A 19,563-nucleotide genomic window follows, 5' to 3' on the forward strand; every position below is an offset into this window, starting at 1 on the left:
ACACTTTCAAGGGAATCGGCAAAAACAACCTATAGACTAACCCCTATATCAAAAATAATCATCGTACGAAAAGACAAAGAAAATCCTATTTTTTAGAGATATTTCAATGCACAAAATATCAGATAAAACACCCATTTAAAAATTGCAAATTTTATAGACATATATTTTCCTATTTACAGAACACATATTCCAATCAAGAAAGAGATATGCCAATGAATAAAGAAGGAATCTACATAGTTGATAAAAAAGGACAATTTACTTTTCTTTCTCCCCGGGGCACGCAACTGGACTTAAAGGAGCAAGATCTAGACTATTTTACAAAACGATTGCACTCCTCAACAGCCAAAAAGAAGAAAATAAGCCTAAATATTTGTGCATTGAAAACGTTAAGAACTTGTTTTCAGTTAATGGAGGATGAGACTTTGCCAAGGTTCTCATTAGCCTGGATGAAGCTGGGTATGATGCAGAGTAGACGTTGCTTAACACAAAAGATTTCTCAACTGCAGCAAGACCTGTACCGCAAAACATCATAAAAGAACCCCTTATATTTTGAACAAAGATTAATCAAAAAGCGTGGGTTTAATTTTGACATGATGAAATTTTTATAAAAAAGATTGATCAAAAGTAAATTAAAAAATTACACATTTTTAATTTTCTATTGTTTGCTCTACTAAAGGTAAATCATAAAATGTGTCACAGTGAACAAATTTTATATATTGTTCAATTATGCCTATTTGCGTCAATTTATCTCTAAAAATTTCAATATCATTCTCATCGTAATAATAAACATGCCATTCTGTATTTCCATTAACACGTTCCTTAACTTCTTCAAAATATGGAAAATCAACATCACCTAAAGAATGACCAATTATAATTACTCTTTCAACAGCATCAAAATTCAATGAAGATAGTTTATATATATAATTATTTACATCTTTATATGTTTTAGAACAATAGTCAGTTAGGACATTATATATTGGTGCCCATTGTTCATCAAATCTATTTTGATAGTCTTTATACTTTTCATTAAAGTAATTTATTCTAGATGAATTTGAATGCCCTAACACTAATTCATCATCTGAATCTACTACACCGTGTATATGTAAAACATTCCGTCTTGAAATATTGTAAATATCCTCCAAAGTAGTGGTGTAATTAAAGTTTATAAATATATCTTGATGGCTTTCATTGATTAAAGATGTCCTTCTATTTATACCGTCCAACTCTTGATTTACTACTTCAATCCATTCTTTTAAATAGATAGTTAATTCTTCAATGTACTTAAATTTGCCTTCGAAGTAATAATTCAAAGTATCTTCTATACCAATATTTCCACTTTCCAGCCCCAAATCCGTAGTTTGAAACATTTGTTCAGTCAATACAATTTCATCAATATTAGCTAAATTAAATTCCAAATCATTCCATAGATAAGTTTGTAACTCTTCTCCCCAGAAATAATATTTCTCTTCGAAATCCCTCAAGAAGTCTCCTCGATGTTCTTCTAAATAGCAACGAAAATTCCAATACCTTGTATGTAAACCATGTCCTAAATCAAATCCATTCCCAATAATAAACAAATCCACTTATAACACCCTCCCAATTAAAAATCTGTAATAAGATTACAATAAAACGTACAAATTACGCTAAAAAAACAACTTGAACGTTTACCAACGGTTTATAATCTACTCCGCGTCCTGTTCCTCATCCTTCTTTTATCCACTTTTCAACTTCAGATATTCTTTTTCTTTTGGACATAAAAACACCCCTTTAGATAAAAATATCTAAAGGGGCGAAACGGTTAATCTTTATTTCTGTGTGGAGATAATAAAGTTGTTTAATTCTAACTCTATAAATGCAGTAACCACCTACTAAATTAAATTGTAGGTGGTCTTATAGTTGTTTAAAAACTGTTTACCATTTGCAATGTAAGGTAATTTAAGAACAATAAAGTTGTTTAAAATTAATTTTAAATATTCCGGTATACAATAACAATCCTTGATATTCCTAAATAAAACAATTTCCATTTAATAAATTATAACTCTTCTCCTAAAACTTTTGCTAAAATAGATTTCTTTAATTCATTCATTATTTCTTCATTATTTGTTAACTCAATAACTTCATCAATTTGTTTGAATATATCATTAACCTCTTTTACCCTTCTTAATTGTTCTGATATTGGAGGTAAAGGGACATATAATTTTTCAAAATCACTAGTTCTTACAGAAGGAGAATTATCCCCCTTAGTATATTTTTTCAAATAAGCTGTACACGTATTTGATAATAAATAATAATATAAATACTCAGGACTAATAAGCTCATTACATTTACAAACATAAAAAGCTGTTGACCCTATTAATTTGCCATCTTCAAAATCAATTAGAGCAATGTTTTTCAGATAGGGTCTAACTAATGAAATTAATACATCGTTTTTATCAATTACTCTTTTTGCACGACTCGGCGCATCTTTAACAGGAACAATTTTATATTCTCTTAAATTGTGATTTTTGTTATCAATGGCATCTACATCTATATAATGAAAGTTTTCACACTCTAATTTTGCAGGATCGATATTTTTCATTTTCTTAAGAACTTCTGTGATTTTAACCCATTTCCATGATGCCGGTATATCATATTTAAATTCAAAATTTACTTTATTATCATTATTTTTTTCAGTTAAGTCGCTAGAAAGATTTATGCGTTTTATTTTTTCATCTATCCCCTTTAATATTATAATAGCTTTATCCAAGTTACTAATAGTGCTTTGAATAAGTTCTGAAGTAGATATATTATTGTTAGTTATAAGATGGACAGTTTTTTCAATTATACCTAAATCTAATGAATCTCCATTTTTCGATATTTCTTCTCTAGAGTAATAAGTCCATCTAGGATCATCTACTTCTGAACGATCCTTTGCAGAATATGCATTTACAAAACCTTTTAAATGCTCTTTCACTAGAGGTGTTCTCACACCAAAACTAGGCATATTAGATCGTAAATCATAAAAATAAACGCCTTCAGTGTTTTTAGAATCACTTTTGCCTCTTTCAAAAAATAAAATATTTGTACTTACATCTTTTGCATAAAATATACCTTTAGGTAATCTTAATATAGTATGCAAATTACATTTATTCATTAAATCTCTTCGTATTTCAGAACCAATGGTATCATTTGAAAGAACATTATCTGGAAGCACAACAGCTGCGCGTGCATTACCATCCTTTTTTAATGAATTATAAATTACTTGTAGAAAATTTAATTGCTTATTCAATGTTTCAAACGTTAAGTCATCACGTGTTGCGCGTTCGCCACCTTTTTTCGTACCAAATGGTGGATTTGTTAACACAACATCAAAGTTTTTCATCCACTTACCATTGGCAGATAATGTATCACCTTGTTCCAGTGGCCCCTCAATATCATGTAACAAAGCATTCATAAGAGCCAGTCGATGTGTATCCTTTACAAGCTCCATACCAGTAAATGCTTCTTTCTTTTGAAATTCTGCTTGCTCAGATGTTAATTCAAAATAATCATCTGTTTTTTCTTTTAAATAGCGATCAGCCGCAATCATAAAACCAAATGTACCTGCTGCTGGGTCATTCAGTTTTTCTCCTGGCTTTGGATCGATTAATTCGACCATCACATCGATAAGTACACGTGGTGTAAAGTATTGACCTGCACCTGATTTTTTCTCACTAGCATTTTTTTCAAGAAGCCCCTCATATAAATCACCAAGACCTTCTTCTTTCGCATTGTACCAGTCTAATTCATCAATGGACTTGATAAGTTTTTCTAAGTTTTTCGGTTCATCAATGCTTGTAGATGCACTACTATAAATCGCACGTAGACGTTCATTTTCTGTTTCTGAAGATCCTAGCTTTAATAATAATGCTTGGTAAAATTCTTTTAACTCAATACCTTCTTTTGCTAATAAGTCATCCCAACGATAACCTTCTGGAATAACACTTTCTGTTTCTTGTTCCTTCATCATTTTTAAAAATAAAATATATGTTAATTCCGTTACATATTGTTGATAGGTAATTCCATCATCACGTAATACATTTGCTAATCCCCAAAGTTTTGAGACAATTTCATTGTTATTCATTCTGTTCCTCCTAGTATAAAATACTGCTTCTTATTATATCTTTTTTTATCACAAATCAAAAGGAGCCCACTGTCAGAGCTCCCTTCAATTACCCAGCATATAAACCTTCATTGATTAAATAAACAAGCTTATTCACTTCGTCTTCTCCAAGTTCATTTTTTAGTCTTGTGTAACCACCTTGGCTTTTAAATGGTTCTTCAGAAAATGCTTCTTCTGGTGTTGGTGCTAATACAGGAAACTTCAATAGCTGCGTTTCGATACGTTGGAGCCATTTTTTCTGTCTTGGTGTCCAATCATGCATCGCATACACTTTTTTCATCGCATTTTTCACACGAGTCTCTTGATCCACTAACGCTTCACCAAGTGCAGCTTGGCGGATAAAACTAATAATATCAGCTGCAATCGATTCATTCTTCGCTTGTTTCCACGCATTTCGTAGATCATTCTCTTTATAGCCTTCAGTGCTTAATAGCACAATAATTTCACGGAGGTCATCTCTCGTTAAATCTTTTGGTCGCTGACAAATGATTTGAAGGGCAGGTATTTCATTCATATTATCTCGAATATATTGAATAAAACCATCTAAATAATCGACTGGTCGTGTATTCCCTTCCCCATAACCACGATTAACAGCTGTTACTTGATCTTCATGCTTTGAAATCACTTGAAACTCTTTCTCTGTTCTATACTTCTCTATATACTCAAATAGCACGCTATGTGTTTCTACTTGTTTTTGAGTATAGTCTTGAATATCACGTGCAAATTCATCGACTGAGACACCTTTCGATAATTTCTCAAATTCTTTCTTCCCAGCTTCATCTAGCTTTTGCTTTTTACGTTGAACTTTTGCAACAAGCTGGTCTAAGAAATACTGTGCTTCATCTTTTGTTTCTGATTGTATATATGCTTCTTGTAAATCACCAATTGATACATTTTGTTTTTTCACAACAGGTTTCATATCTGTATATTTTTGAAGTTGATGATAAATACCAACTGCATCAAAAATACGGAATACCTCTTTGTTGATGTCAGGACATAATCGAGTTGCACGACCTAACATTTGGTCATATAAAATACGTGATTTAATACGACGTAAAAAGACGATATTTGTAATTGCCGGTACATCAATTCCTGTCGTTAAAAGGTCTACTGTTACAACAATATTCGGTAGCTTTTCATTTTTGAAACGCTTAATCATTTCATTTGGGCGGTAAATAGATCCTGTGATTTTCACAATCGCATCGTCCGATACTTCATCACCACGCTCCGCAAATGCTTCTTTTAATAAGCGTACAACTAAGTCTGCGTGTTGATCTGTCGCCGCAAAAATTAATGTTTTTTCATCACTTTCAGGATCAATGTAGTCTGTTAATTTTGTTAAAACAGCACGATTAAATCCTTCTGTAATGACTTTTTTATTGAAATGTTCAACTTCAAATTTCAATTCATCTTCTAATTGTTCTAAAATGATTTCGCCTTCTTCAGGGTCATACACTTCTACTTCTTCACCTTGATTAAATCTAATACCGTTTTCCTTCAGTTCTGTTTCAAATAAATAAGGTGGTTCGTGATCGACTAAATAACCATCTAAAACAGCTTCTGTATAAGAATACTTATAAATTGGATTACCAAAAATTTCAGTTGTATGAAGTGCTGGCGTTGCTGTTAGACCGAGAACTGCTGCATCAAAATAATCAATAACACGACGATATTGGCTAACATAATCATTTTGATTTCGGAACAATAGCTCTTCGTCTGTCATTTCTTTATCACTTGTATAACCTCGGTGTGCTTCATCGACAATAATAAAGTCATATTGTCCAACAGAAGGTAGTTTTTCACCATCACTATAGAATAAACGTCGAACCATTCCTTGGACTGTTGCAATTTGAACTTTTGTTTCAACATCAGGTGTCATATCTTCAAGCGTTTTTACGTCATAAATTGAAGAGAATGGCAATCCATTTTCCATTTTAGAATCTTTGAGAGCATCTTCTGTTTGTTGCCCTAACGAATTACGGTCTACTAAAAAAAGAATGCGTCGACATTTTTTCGCTTTAATCAAACGATACATTAATGCAATCGCTGTACGAGTTTTACCTGTACCTGTCGCCATTGCCACAAGCATTTTACGCGCACCTTCCATTAATGCTTTTTCAGCAGATAAAACTGCTTTTTGTTGGTAATCACGCAAACCGAACTTCGTAATATCTTCCTCTTTCAATCGCTTATCTGCTTCTTCATCATTCACATCTAATAAAAGTTTTAAATCTTCTGGTGAATGCCAACCTTCAAGTGCATGAGCACGCTTTGTTTGATGGCGTGTGTCCCAGAACCAAATACCAGATTGATCTTCTAATTGGCGGAGAAACTGGCGACCATTTGAAGCATAAATAAACGGTACTTTATATTCACCACTTGGAGGTAATAGTTGAATGCCTTCTATTTGTACGACATTACGTGCATAATTTTTAGCCTGACTTTCAAGGGCTGCAGGAATGTCACGATGTTTTGCTTTCGCTTCAACTAAACCTACTAATTGTTCACCAATAAAGAATGCATAGTCTGCATATTGGCTACCGATTTTCCATTCAGCAATCGCCTTATTTCTATTTTTTTCAGGCATTGTTTTATGTTTTTTAAAGTTGATTGTATCTGTATCAACTTCCCAACCAGCAGCACGTAATTTATCATCGATTAACGTACGTGTTTGTGCTTCTGACAGTTGATGTTTACGTAAGTGGTTACGCGATTTTTCTTTACGTTGAACACGAACTTCTTTTTCCACTTCACGTTCAGAAATCACTTCAAGTTGCTTTTCTAAAGCTTGTTCTTTCTCATCAATTTCTGCTTGTAATTGTTTAATTTTTTCTTGTAATACAGAAGAATCGGCTTCTTTAGTAGGCTCGACAAACTTCGGTGCACTAAATTCCCAATCTACGTACACTTCCATAAACCAAATAGACAGTTGATAAGCAAGTGCTAAAAGTTGCTTCGCTTCGTCCGCTGTCCCATAACTACCATCGTGAGAAGCTTTATTCCCTTTTTTACGAAGCAGGTGGAAAATATCCAAAATTTCCGGTTCTGCCAGTCCTTCACGTTGCATTATATTCAATCGATCTATTTGATTAGTATCATAAAATTCTTTAATATTATCTGAAGCGAGTACAGCTTTCGCAATAGTTTCACTGAGTAATCGTAATTTACTAATCGTTGTATTCGGATCAATATAAACATTACGCTCAGCACTCTCACCTAGCTTAGCTAATACTTCCCACTCAGCATAAAAAAACGAAAAGTTACTCATCCTATCACCACTTTATCTATAAATTTCACATTAATATATTAAAATTTTCGTACTACACTTATTATACATGCTTACTAATATATTCCACATAAAATAATAAAAGATAGTGTGAATTTATAATCTCACACTATCTTTTCATCCTTTTTGTTATTCAAAGATTATCTATCTAACTTTTATTTACATAATTATAAAATTCTTTTCTTGCTTCCTTCCTCAAATTTCTAAGGTTGATCCTCATCTGATAATTCATTATCTATATTTAAGTTATATCCCTTAATACTTTTGAACTCTAAAATTCTTATTAATTATATAAAATTAAAATCTAATGTTTTTAATTGATTATTCATTTCATAAGGACACCCCTTATTAGTAGTCCTCCCTGTCTCAGCAAATAAGAATAAATTTTTCTTAGCTCTAGAAGCAATAACATACAATAATTTATTTGCTTCTTCTTCTTCAACTTGACTATATATCGCACTCCAATGCGGTAAGTACCCTCTTAATAATCCAAAAGCAATTACAGTATGGAACTCTTCTCCTTTAATCCCTTGGCATGTATTCACAACAATTCCATCTCTAGAATTAAACATCTTTTTCATATATGTAATATCTTTAGGAATATCTTTAAAATCACTTTTCTCATAACGGCGTTTAATTCCTGTAAAAAAACTATCCCATTGTTCAATTAATAATTTATTTGAAGAATAATCAATTTCTAACCTTACAAAAACTTGTTTAAACGCTTCTCCTAAAAATCCTATTGCATCTTGATTTTTTATATCCAGAGAATTTACTACCTTTAAAAATTTTCTACATCTATCTGAATCCACATTAATAGAAATAACATCCAATGCAATTAATTCTTCTAATATCTCCTTTGCCCATTTCATTCTAATTAAAAACCTATTAGGATCTCTAGGAGATAGAATTATTCTAGTCAGCTTGTACCAAAAATTATCTCTATCTCGCGGAAGAACCGTCAACCCTGGTGCATCAAGTGGAATATCTGGTAAATGAGATTTCAATCTCCTTGCTATCGATGTAAGGAATGTCCATTGTGGTGCCAGCACGCAAATCTCATGGGGAGGAATCCCACTTTTAATTTTTTCTTGTATAATTCCTGCGATCTTTTCAACTAAATTATTCTTATGTGTACACTTGTCAAAAGTAATAATACCTTTTTCATCACAATATTCCGCCATAGATTCTATTTCCAAATCTATACTTTGAAAATTTCTATAAAAATCTATCATTCGTTGTGTTGATCTATAATTACCACTTAACTTCAACTCTTTAATAGCATAGCCGCCTATTTCTTCACTTATTTCAGATACTGTTTTAACAATACCACCCAGCGATTTAAATATTGCTTGGTCAGGATCACCAACGAGAAAAATCTTACATGCTCCTTCAGCCGCCCTAAATATTTCTCCTACAATTGCATATTGTAGATCTTGAGTATCTTGAAACTCATCTATAAAAAAATACTTAAATATCTTAGATATATTCACACTAATTTTCGGATATATCTCTAGTAAAACATATGAGAAGTATAAAATAAGATCAAAATCTATCATTTTATTTTCCAAGATTGTTTCATGATATTCTTTAGCAATATTATTTAAGCGCCCACTATCATTAAAGTAGTTTCCCTCACGATCTCTTCTAGTAAGGAAAGTTTGATACATAGGTATACCGTACTTCTCTTTTAATTCTCTTTTAAATATTTCAGCTTTAAATTCATCTAAGATACTAAACCCTTTTTCTAACTCAGGTAGATATATACCATATGGTTTAATAATCCATTGTAAACAAAAAGAATGAATTGTGCCTGTCCATAGCTTTGTACTGTCTATCCCCATATCAGATATTCTTTTATCAATTTCATCTGCTGCTCTATTTGTAAATGTTAATGCGGCTATTCTATCTGTTCTTTTACTTAACTTTTCTATTTCTCGAGCGATTTTTAGGGTTAATACTCTTGTTTTACCGCTACCAGGGCATGCTAATACCAATGCATTTCCTTCGTATTCTAAAGCTGCTTGTTGCAACGGATTCAAACTGTTTGGCATGCTTCTATTTCAACTCCCAGTAGTTGTATTAAATGAATTAAATCATCCTCATCATCATCCGATAATATTATTTCAATTAGTTCATTCAATGTTTTATTTTCCAATAAGGAACCGCCATCTACCGATAAGCTTTTATTCCCTAAATTAATTTCTTGTTCTATTCTATACTTAGCCATAGCCTTTAAATGATTTTCTGTTATATGTTCAGAAGTAAAAGCAAATGCTTCTAAAATATAACTAGGGATTTTTGTTCTAACAGAAAGAGTTTCGGTTAACAGTAAAGCAAACCATCCTTTTCCCTCTTTTTTTGCTAAACGTAAGGCCTCTTTTCCCACCACACTTGGATCATCTGAATCTAGTAACTTTTTTGAGTCTTTAATATATGTATCCTGCTTGTAAATAAAAGGTAAGGTACTTTTTACTTCGTATTCATTTCCACTTATTGCAAAGTCAATTTCAAATGTATGTGATGCATAATATATATCAACCCATGGATTATTATTATAAGTATCATCTAAAATCTGTTTTCTTTCCGCACCTGATTTTTGAGAAGCCCTCATATCTTTTTGTTCCTTAGTATCATCATTTTCGTCAGACGGTAACATTTCTATAGCTTCATCTAAATCTGTAATTATCGCACATTTTCTATGGATTCGCTGATCGTCAAATAGATTAGCAATATGCTCAAATACGGTACTACTAACGTTAATAACACTTACACCAATTTCATCTAAAGTTAGCCCAAATACTGCTTTAAACAGTTCTGGGACTAAAATCAGTTCTGCATCACCTTCCACTAAAATTACACCTTTTGCAAATAAGAGAGTAGACCTTGTAGCATCTAAATATCGTTCTATTCGTTTACAAGTACTTTCATCTAATCCCTCACTAGGGTGGCAAACCTTTGTATACGATAGATCTTTAATCAATACATTTACTGAATCAATTTTACTAGCAGAAGAAATATGTGTTGAGTGTGACGTGATAATAACTTGTGTATTCTCGAATTGATATTTATCAAACAAGGTTTTTTGAATATGAGTATGGATATGAGCTTCTGGTTCTTCAATTAATAAAAAATGAGCTGCTTTCTCTTCCTGTGTTTGATAGAATTCATACTCTAACAATTTTAAAGTTATGTATATTAAATTAGCTCCACCTAAACTTAAATCATCCAATTTACCTTGGTTGCTACTCGCATCATCTCCAACCCACAGTGTTAATGAGTGGAGTAATGTTTCTATCTCTTCAGGTAACTCCGATTTTATACTTACTTGTGGAGAATATGTATATCCTAAGGTACTGTTTAAAGATACTCTTATTTTCTTAGTTAGTTCTTCAATTTCGTTAAGTTCACTTATATCTTCATTCAATATCTTTACTTTATTTTGTATTTCTTCAGCTTCCTCTATTTCAATTTCTTTTGCAGTCCCTCGAAGAAGATTTAATAACGGACTGCTTTTTCTTTGTTTCAACTCAGTTATTACATTTCTTAGGGCTTTGACAAATGTACAAGAAACCTCTTTTTTTATTAAAGTAATATGTGGAGAAATATTCCCTAACAAACTCAAGTCTTCCTCATCAGGATTAGGAAAAATCCCCTTTTCAAAATCTCCTACTAACGTTTTGTAAGTTTCTTCATCATTAAAATCCCCATTAAGTCTACAAGTAAATACTGTTTCGTAATCATTTATAGTTATATCTTTTAATAAGCTTTTTAATTCTTCAGGGCTGCCTTGAGATTGAGTAAATTCAAATAATCGTCTTCTCATATTTTTATTAGGTCGAAAATATAATCCATATGTCCCTATTGAATCCTCTGCCGAAATATCTGCCGTATGATGTGATACAAAACTAGCCGCTTCACTTGAATCTAATTTACTAAATGTGATTTTCAGAATAATCCAATGCCCCTTCCAATCATTCAGAGATCGATTAAAATCTGTTTCTAAAAGTTTTGAAGCATTTAAAGGCAAGGTATCATCAAGTAATAATCTAATCGCATATAACGCATTAGATTTCCCAGAACTATTTTCACCTATTAATGTATTAATGCCTTCCTTAAATTTGAAAGTTGCATTTTTAAAATTTCTAAAATTGGTTACATCTAAATTTGAAATATACATTTTGTCATCCCCATATCATTTTAACTTAGCTATTATTTTATTCTTCCAATCAATTGGTGTTATATTTGTGTGCTTTACTTTGTCACACTCAATATTTAAAAGAATGTCCTTACTCCAGCTACCGCCTTGAAATACAAGCTTTTTAAGTAAAACTTTAATCTCTTTTTCATCGTCTTGGTATTTATACACTAATAGAGTAGATAATGATTTATTATCTGGAGTAGCTACCTCTAAAATATATGTAATTCGATTACTACTCTTATTAAGCACTCTAGCAATGCATACTATTCTCCTACAGCCTTCTCCTATAAATGAAAATTTTCTTCCTAAGGGTAAGTACAAAAAATTCATTGAAACTTCATACCTAGCAGTGTTCTTAGCCAGCAATTGAATCATCTTTATAAACTTCTCCAAACCTTGTCCTCTAATATCACTCGTAACTTCTAACGACTTAAACTCAATAGGTTGAATATGTCCTCCATAAATTGATTCATCTAATCCTACTACTTGTTCAGACTTAATTCCTCCACCTTTTCCATCATTAGAAATATACATATCCCCCTGATTTACTTGTTGTTCAGAGCCATAAATCTTATGTACTTTAGGAGCACGCTTGAATTGTAATTGTGTGCTAGATACATCAGTTACGGGTTGATTAGCATCTTGTTTAGATCTATTATTAGCATTTTCATTTAATACTTTTTCCCCAGTATCTTGAATAGATTTACGGTACTTTCTCTTCCCTGAAGCTGCTACTTGCTTTTTAAATGCTTTGTGCTTTACTTGTATATCTGTAAAAGGTGGTTCAGCCATGTCTGATCCTAACCATTCTAAAATTAAATAGCCATTAGCTTTTTCAATACCTCTGAAACGTATAAAGACATCTGAATTTGCAGGTAAGTTCACTTCTAACTTCAGTTCTTGCTGGTCACGTAATTTTTCATAAAGGTTTGTATATATTGACTCAAAAGATGCTTTTAAATCCATATTAAAATAAAGCCATGTAAAATATCTAATAAAATCCTTATCCCTTGCTATACCGTTAGGGATTTCATCAACTAAATCTATAGAGGCTGTATTGCCATTTAATTCTGCCCTATTCACAAGTAGTTCTAAACCATTTGGTCTTATCATAGCATTTGCCATAATTTTATTAGTTACAAATACAGCACGAACAAATTCAGTTTGAGGAAGATAATATGTTTTACCTTCTACCGAAAACTCAAAGGTCAACTGATGCATCAATTCTTTATTTGCATGTAAATAATAACTGAACTTCTTACAAGCATCTAAAGCTGAAACTACTCTATATTGATCTAAATTTGGAATCTTCACATCATAAATAATTCCTTTTCGTTGAGTATCTAAGCAAATACCATCTTGATACTTAGCCCCAATTTTTAATAATGGTATTGCTGCAATAGGAAACTCTAGCATTTCAATTTGACTGTTATATTCAAACGCTGCTCGAATAAACCATTGGTTATTTTTCAAATTAACATCACCTAGCCACGTTAAAGTAACTAATTTATTTCCGAATATCCATGGCCTTAGCTTCAAAGAAATCTCCCCCTTGTCGATAGCGCGCTACCTCATATTTAAGTGCAACTTCAACTTTGTCACCTGCATTACTTCTTAAACCTGCTAATCGACGTACTTTCCATTCCATTACCTGTTCATCACTACTTTTGTAAATAACCTTACAAGCCCATTTAATGCGCCTTATTTGATATTCTTCTCGCGTTTCTAAATGTATCTCTAAAAATCTCTTTGTTTCCGGCATTTTATCTAATAATTTCTCTAGTAGTGAAAGCTGTCCTATTTCTTTGCCTACTCGACTTTTATTGACAAAGACAGGCTTTTCTATTGCATATAATTTTTGAACTGCTTTTTTTACCATTACTAATATCTCTGAATCCCTCTTTCCCCAATCAACTCGTTGATTTAGTAATTCCTTTTTTATACCTTTGGGAGAATGCTCTTTGAGCCATTCCTTATTATTACGGTAATGCCATGCATATAAGGCTGGCGTTAATTTTCTCAATTCCGTAACAGTAAGATTAGGATTATTTTTTAACAAAGTTAACCATTCAATCTCTTTTAACTCAACTAGGTTCTTTGAAGAACTAGCTGGTTTTATTATCTCTAGTGGTTCTACTTGCACATATTTTTTGACAGTAGAAATATCACATTGTAATTCTTTTGCAATTCTATACAGACTCTTCCCTTCTGTATATAACTCTTTTAACCGTCTCTCCCATACATGACCAAATTGTTTAATTCGTCCAATTTTAAATTGATCCACTTCATTTTCATCTGGTCCCTTCCTCGAATAAATAAAGCCACATTCACAACTAAATGTTCCTACAGGTTTTCTTGTATCCGTACAATTTGTTATTTTCAAATTAGTTACAACTCGTTCTTTAAAATGCTCAGCTGCTGGATTTAAACAGTAATATGGAGATTCCCCAAACGGATGATATTGCTTGCCTACTAACTTTGGTAATTGTTCAATAGATACGCCTAAAAAATTAAGCATTACTAAATGCTGTACCGGATGAAAAGTTTTACGATGTTTTCTGGCTATACTTCGAATCCATGATGTATCTGCATCAATATCAAAGTTACAATTTACTAATGATAAAAATTGTTCTCCATAATACAATTTAAATTGCTTACATAAATACTGCTGATTTATTCTTCCAATGTGATTTGCATAACCATTAATCTGTAAAAGATATTTATAAACTTGCTGAAGATCATTAGTATCCATAACAAAATCCAGCTTCATAAGCTTTATACTCTCTTTTGAAAGATTAATTAAGTGTTCTGCCGTTTTATCAGAATAAACCGCTCTTACCTGTGGTTTATCTGAATCTAACTTTTCCGCTGAAATAAACTGGTGTTTTGGTGGATTACGTGACTTGATATTTGAATCTAGAAGTGGATCATGATGTCTATAACAATAGTATACCTTTGGTAATTGATGAAGTGTATGCCAATAAGTCTCCCCATACTTTATTTGATCTTCCTCAAAACATTTCGGACAAAATCTAATATACTGCCAACCTTTAATTGTGGAAGCAACGAGTCCAAGAAACATATGAACAGCTCCTGGTTTACCGCCATTTTGTATATATTCTAAAGCTTTATTTTGGATATTATCAGGTTGAAAAAAAGTATAGTATTTATAAAGCGTATGATTTTCAATCAACGTATTGAAACTAGGTAGATTAAAGTGCTCTATTTCTTTGTGCACTTTCACTAAATTTGAGGGTAAATCTAATACAGCTACCATATTTGTAGTCCCAAATAAATCTTTCATTGTATGTTTAGGACTTTGATTTCCAGAATGGTCATGATAACGAGCAAACCAGCTATATAAAAGTTCATTAGGATAAAGCTTTGGGAAATAAGCAATCACGCTAACCCCTCCTAGATTATAAACTCATCCAACGGTGATTTAATATAACCAGCTCCCTTTAATGCTTCATAATTAGATTGTTTATTCTTTTTCGCACTTTCAAAAATAGTAAGAAGTTCAGTTTTCACTTTAGGCTTTGATGTTTTCTTGAGCTTTTTGTTTTCTTCCGTAAGCTGAATTGCATACGTCATTAATTGCGACAAAGAACTGCCCTGTTTATCTTTGATAGCTTTAACTGCTACTTTTTGAGCGACTTCAACATCAATCCCTAACGCAATTAATGAACTCATAATGATTTCTGTTGTAGTAATATTTTTAGATTCTCGTTTTTTTGCTTGAATCTCTTTTTTCTTCTGAATTGTTGCACGTAAATCGATTTTCGATTCACGCATTACGAGATATTCTTCAATATCCATCGGCATGATGTCTGCATACTTTTCAAGTTCAGAAGTACGTCCATTCCTAAGTGCCTTTAACATTGGTTGAACAAGTTTCAGGTCATCTTTAGCTACTTGCTTAATCGCTGCTGGAGTAATTTTTTCAATACCTGTTTCAATTGCACGTCCTTGAGCTAGTGCGAATAACTTAACTGCAATATCAATAATCCCTTGGCTTTCGTTATAAAGTGTTTCATTTAATTCAGGTGTCAATTCTGTTTTATGTTGTAGCCATTGATATCCCCATAAGCTTTCGATTAATAGCTCCCAATCATCGTCTTTTTTCATCTGTTGCCAAACCATATCCCCTTGGCCACTCCCTCGACGGGCTTGTCGAAAATCTTGTTGCAATACTGCTTTAGCTCGCATTGTACCAATCATCATAACAGGTACTCCTACTTCATTAACGAGTGTAACAAAGAAATTCATCATCTTTTCAGAGTTATTATCTCTAGTTGCTAATAGATGTTGAATTTCATCAATTACAATAACCCCTATACAATGTAACCTTGCAATCTGCCCCATTCGAGTTACCATTGAGCTTATAGAATTACGCCTACTTCCGAATTTCTCATGATAGTTTGTACCAAGTAACTGATCCATTTTTAAAAAGAAATCCAAGCATAAGGACTTCAAAGAACCGTCGTGCGGACAATTCAACTTTAACCAGACAACTTGCATAAGATTTAATGGATGTTGATGCAATATAACTTGAGGATAAAGGGATAAAATCCTTTCAATAGCTGTTGTTTTACCAATACCGGAAAATCCCATCAACGTCATACTAGAAGCTGTAGAACGAATATCTTGATTACCATTTAAAGCACGATTATATTCGGGGAGTTTAGGATTTCTACTTACATAACCGTGGCGAATTGGCCTTGAAAAACGTTGCTCTAAGTCTAGATGTTGCATCACCGGTTGAAAAAATTGGTTTATCCTGGGGATAGCATGATATCGTACATGTGTAGGTAAATGTGCTTCACTTTCGTCAAAAATTGGATAGTAGCTTAATTTTTCATACGATTCTTCTGGTGAAAGTATTAGTGGTAAAGCTTCAATTAACGGATTGCCACGAAAATCAATTACATCTTGTTCGATATAGACTGCTTGCGCAATATTACGGAAGTTTACTTGGTCATTCATCTTTATCTTCCTTCCTACGCTTTAAGAATTCTCGTACATTTGGTCGTTTAAAGTCCGTTTCAACAAAAGTTTGCGGAAATTGAATTACTTCTGTTTGTTTGATTTCCTTTTCGAACAATCGTTTCGATTCATCTTTTCTTTGACGCTCTTTTTCTTCCTTGCGATTAATACGTATTGCTCCAACTTGTTCAGCTTTGCTCAATGAGGTATCTTGTTGAGATTGTTTTGCTTTTTCTGCCTTCTTTACAATGGCTTCCACATCAGCTATATAATCAATATCTTTTTGTAGTTGCTTATGATTTTGCTCTTTCTCTAAACACTTTTCTTGTTTTCGCCAATATATGATTTCATCGAGACTTAATCCTTCATAACGTTTTGACACATCTAACATATAACATTCTTCAAAATATCCTAAAGAACCATCAACAACATAAACATGACTCATATTGCGTGGATCGTATGCTAACTCAATTTTCCACGAACCTTCCATACGAGCATTCTCAAACCAAGCCTCTTTTAAAGCTTTATCACAGCTATATGAAATACCTTTAAACTGAATACCTTTATGATTTACTATAGCAATCCCTCTAGGTAGCAGTTGCAATTTCACAAGTTCTTCTGGAAATACTCTTAGTTTCCCCGTGCGATTTTGAATACCCCAATTCCATAATTCCAGAGGAATCGACTGGACATCATCTGCAACTAAATCTTTATCTCTCACATAAGATTTTAAATAATGCTTTGTATTGTACTGTAGAATTTGTTTAATCAAAATTTGCGTAAACTCTCTCAATGTCAATTTAGCATCCAGACGATAATCTTTTGCGCCTCGTTCTTGAAAATCTACATCAATGTAGCCCGGCAACATTGGCTTAACCTTTTTCTGAATTAAATCAAATTGCTTTTCAACAATCCCCTTCCAATCTGCTCGGTAGGACGCTGTATTTTCAACATGTAAATTAAATGCTTTTACCAGCCGTTCAACATTGTACCCTTCAAACTCACCTTTATCCGCTAACAAAATTTCTGGTAGATAACGACAAGGCCAATCACCTTCATTTATTTCAATGTCATACTCTGCACAATAAGCTTTTTTATCAGCTACTACATTTGTTAAAGCCATCATTGCTCCTACCCACGAAGGACCTTCTAAACCAACATACACGCCTACGGCCATTCTACTAAAAACATCCATTACTAAATACACTACAGGACGCCCTATAATCCAATTACGATTTACTCCCGAAACTAAATAAACATCTGCAATTGTTGCATCAATCTGGTAGCGTGAACCTGGGCCAAATACTTCTGACAGTGATGTACTTAACACCGCTCTATGATCCTTGTTAAATCGCTTTTCACCTTTTCTAGCTTTCAATACTTCAGGAGCGTTATATTCTTTTTGATACCAATAACGAAATTGACGTATTGAAGGAATCATATTTTCATCTTCTAAAATAATTCTCTCCACACCATTTTCATAGTAAATATCTTTAGCATAAAACCCCTTAATCATATATTTATACGCATCCGTCATTTTGTTTTGTTTAGATGCCAAATAATACTTTTCTAATGCTACCCTAAATATCTTCTTTGTTTCTTCATCCACATTAATGCCTTCAACTCCATATTTAGAAGGGCGACCTCGCTTTTTTTCATTAGATGAACGCTCTTTCCCTCTGGCACCAGAATTTTTATAATCCGGTAAAAGAGCATCTATTGTTTTACCTCTAGACCAATATTTATATAAATATTTACGAATAGCTGGGTACGAGATATTATGCTTCACACACGCTTCACGTATTAACTTTGTACGAAATGGTTTTTCATAAATATTTGGCTCATTTTCAACAACAGTTTTTATTTTTTCCCAAGCCATATCTCTTGCTTCATAGTGTTTCATTTCATAGTCCTTTGAAACATGCTGTATAAATACATCACCTTTTACTTTTATCCAATCACCAATAATAATAGCTTCCTTTAATTCTAAAATGAGCTTTTTCTCTGGAAATGCCTTTGGGTTCTCTAACTCTATTACATATAAAATCACACTATCAGGATCAATCCACAAAATCCGATATTTACTCTCTGTACTTTGCTCTTGGAGAATTTCATTTACATAAAAATGCATTATGCCCACCTCGCAGCAGCATTTTGTTTTAAAATCACTATATTTTTCACATCTTCTTGGAATCCAACAATTGGTTTAGTCATATCAATTTTAAGTAATCGCTTTGCTAGCGCATGCTTAAATAATGAAATTCCAGTTCCATCTTCAAAATTATATTTAACATCGAATAATTTTAAATTAGACAATAAATTGCCCTCAAAGTTCTCCCACTCAGACAAAAACAAAACTAGTTCATCATTATCAACTTCATATCTTTGATGCAAAAACTTTAAATTACTGAGAAGAACATTAGGGTATTCTAGCTCAGTTACAATTCCCCATTCAATGCCTTGCTCTTCCCAATACGTTCTTTCTATTTCGAATTTTTCAATAATTCTAATGTTATTTAGGTCGTTACTACATTTTATTGTCCGTGCTTTATACGCAATACCTTTGTCATCTCGAACAGTTAAAAAGAAATCAGTCGTCATAACAATAGGTGTTTGCTTATCTACAGGATGCTTAATATTTAATTTATCAGCAATTTTCAATGTAATTTCTCTATCCAATGGAAACTGTTCTCGAATATCGACTACATTTTCCGCCCAATCACATAAACAAAAATAATTAAATTCCATATCAGATAAAAAATGATGCTCTCGCTCCGTTTTCCATCCCATTACACGATGAACACGACCACTTGATGGAACATCTTGAATGGTTAACCATGGCTTATACGTTGATAATTCACCCTGTCCGCGCCCCCCTTTTACATAACGAGCTATCTTTGCTTCTGTCCAACCTGTTTGGCGTTTAGACATTCTTTTTCCTCCTCTATG

10 protein-coding genes and 2 pseudogenes are annotated in these 19,563 nt (G+C 32.7%); 1 reads left to right on the forward strand and 11 read right to left on the reverse strand.

The genetic code is table 11. From position 1 onward, the window contains the following. Positions 1–262: 262 nt before the first annotated feature. A pseudogene (locus MR063_RS15440) lies at positions 263–469 on the forward strand (DNA cytosine methyltransferase); the annotation flags it as partial. Positions 470–647: 178 nt separating this feature from the next. Here the strand turns inward: MR063_RS15440 and MR063_RS15445 are convergent. The 11 genes and pseudogenes from MR063_RS15445 to MR063_RS15495 form a co-directional block, all read right to left on the reverse strand. Further along, positions 648–1,583 carry a bacteriophage abortive infection AbiH family protein gene (locus MR063_RS15445; RefSeq protein ID WP_242199151.1) on the reverse strand — a complete coding sequence of 312 codons (936 nt, stop codon included), beginning with the start codon at positions 1,581–1,583 and terminating at the stop codon, positions 648–650. A 449-nt stretch (positions 1,584–2,032) separates the two neighbouring features. Continuing rightward, positions 2,033–2,746: a restriction endonuclease subunit S gene (locus MR063_RS15450; RefSeq protein ID WP_277927896.1), complete on the reverse strand. Its 714-nt coding sequence runs from the start codon at positions 2,744–2,746 to the stop codon at positions 2,033–2,035. A gap of 71 nt (positions 2,747–2,817) precedes the next feature. Next, positions 2,818–4,102, reverse strand: a pseudogene (locus MR063_RS15455) (class I SAM-dependent DNA methyltransferase); the annotation flags it as partial. Positions 4,103–4,190: 88 nt separating this feature from the next. Beyond that, positions 4,191–7,409, reverse strand: coding sequence for a type I restriction-modification system endonuclease (gene hsdR, locus MR063_RS15460; protein ID WP_242199153.1), 3,219 nt, complete (start codon positions 7,407–7,409; stop codon positions 4,191–4,193). Positions 7,410–7,714: 305 nt separating this feature from the next. Then, positions 7,715–9,481, reverse strand: a complete 1,767-nt coding sequence (locus tag MR063_RS15465; RefSeq protein WP_242199155.1) for a UvrD-helicase domain-containing protein — start codon at positions 9,479–9,481, stop codon at positions 7,715–7,717. After that, positions 9,466–11,607 carry an ATP-dependent nuclease gene (locus MR063_RS15470; RefSeq protein ID WP_242199158.1) on the reverse strand — a complete coding sequence of 714 codons (2,142 nt, stop codon included), beginning with the start codon at positions 11,605–11,607 and terminating at the stop codon, positions 9,466–9,468. The genes MR063_RS15465 and MR063_RS15470 overlap by 16 nt, the downstream gene beginning before the upstream one ends. 15 nt (positions 11,608–11,622) lie before the next feature. Beyond that, positions 11,623–13,167 (reverse strand): Tn7-like element transposition protein TnsE, encoded by a 1,545-nt coding sequence (locus tag MR063_RS15475; RefSeq protein WP_242199161.1) that lies wholly within the window; start codon positions 13,165–13,167, stop codon positions 11,623–11,625. Then, positions 13,136–15,031 (reverse strand): TnsD family transposase, encoded by a 1,896-nt coding sequence (locus MR063_RS15480; RefSeq protein WP_242199163.1) that lies wholly within the window; start codon positions 15,029–15,031, stop codon positions 13,136–13,138. Before MR063_RS15480 ends, MR063_RS15475 begins: the two co-directional genes overlap by 32 nt. Before the next feature lie 11 nt (positions 15,032–15,042). Further along, positions 15,043–16,614, reverse strand: coding sequence for an ATP-binding protein (locus MR063_RS15485; RefSeq protein WP_242199165.1), 1,572 nt, complete (start codon positions 16,612–16,614; stop codon positions 15,043–15,045). Further along, entirely contained in the window at positions 16,607–18,745 is a 2,139-nt protein-coding gene (locus MR063_RS15490) for a Mu transposase C-terminal domain-containing protein (protein ID WP_242199167.1), read from the reverse strand. Before MR063_RS15490 ends, MR063_RS15485 begins: the two co-directional genes overlap by 8 nt. Beyond that, positions 18,745–19,545: a TnsA endonuclease N-terminal domain-containing protein gene (locus MR063_RS15495; protein WP_242199169.1), complete on the reverse strand. Its 801-nt coding sequence runs from the start codon at positions 19,543–19,545 to the stop codon at positions 18,745–18,747. The genes MR063_RS15490 and MR063_RS15495 overlap by 1 nt, the downstream gene beginning before the upstream one ends. Positions 19,546–19,563 lie beyond the last annotated feature (18 nt).

Source organism: Bacillus cereus group sp. BfR-BA-01492 (genome assembly GCF_022662815.1).
Lineage (GTDB): Bacteria > Bacillota > Bacilli > Bacillales > Bacillaceae_G > Bacillus_A > Bacillus_A cereus_BD.

Excerpts from the sequence above, each read along its gene's own strand:
- MR063_RS15490 (WP_242199167.1), bottom strand. The coding sequence starts at position 18,745 with ATGCATTTTTATGTAAATGAAATTCTCCAAGAGCAAAGTACAGAGAGT.
- MR063_RS15495 (WP_242199169.1), bottom strand. The coding sequence starts at position 19,545 with ATGTCTAAACGCCAAACAGGTTGGACAGAAGCAAAGATAGCTCGTTAT.
- MR063_RS15465 (WP_242199155.1), bottom strand. The coding sequence starts at position 9,481 with ATGCCAAACAGTTTGAATCCGTTGCAACAAGCAGCTTTAGAATACGAA.
- MR063_RS15470 (WP_242199158.1), bottom strand. The coding sequence starts at position 11,607 with ATGTATATTTCAAATTTAGATGTAACCAATTTTAGAAATTTTAAAAAT.
- MR063_RS15485 (WP_242199165.1), bottom strand. The coding sequence starts at position 16,614 with ATGAATGACCAAGTAAACTTCCGTAATATTGCGCAAGCAGTCTATATC.
- hsdR (WP_242199153.1), bottom strand. The coding sequence starts at position 7,409 with ATGAGTAACTTTTCGTTTTTTTATGCTGAGTGGGAAGTATTAGCTAAG.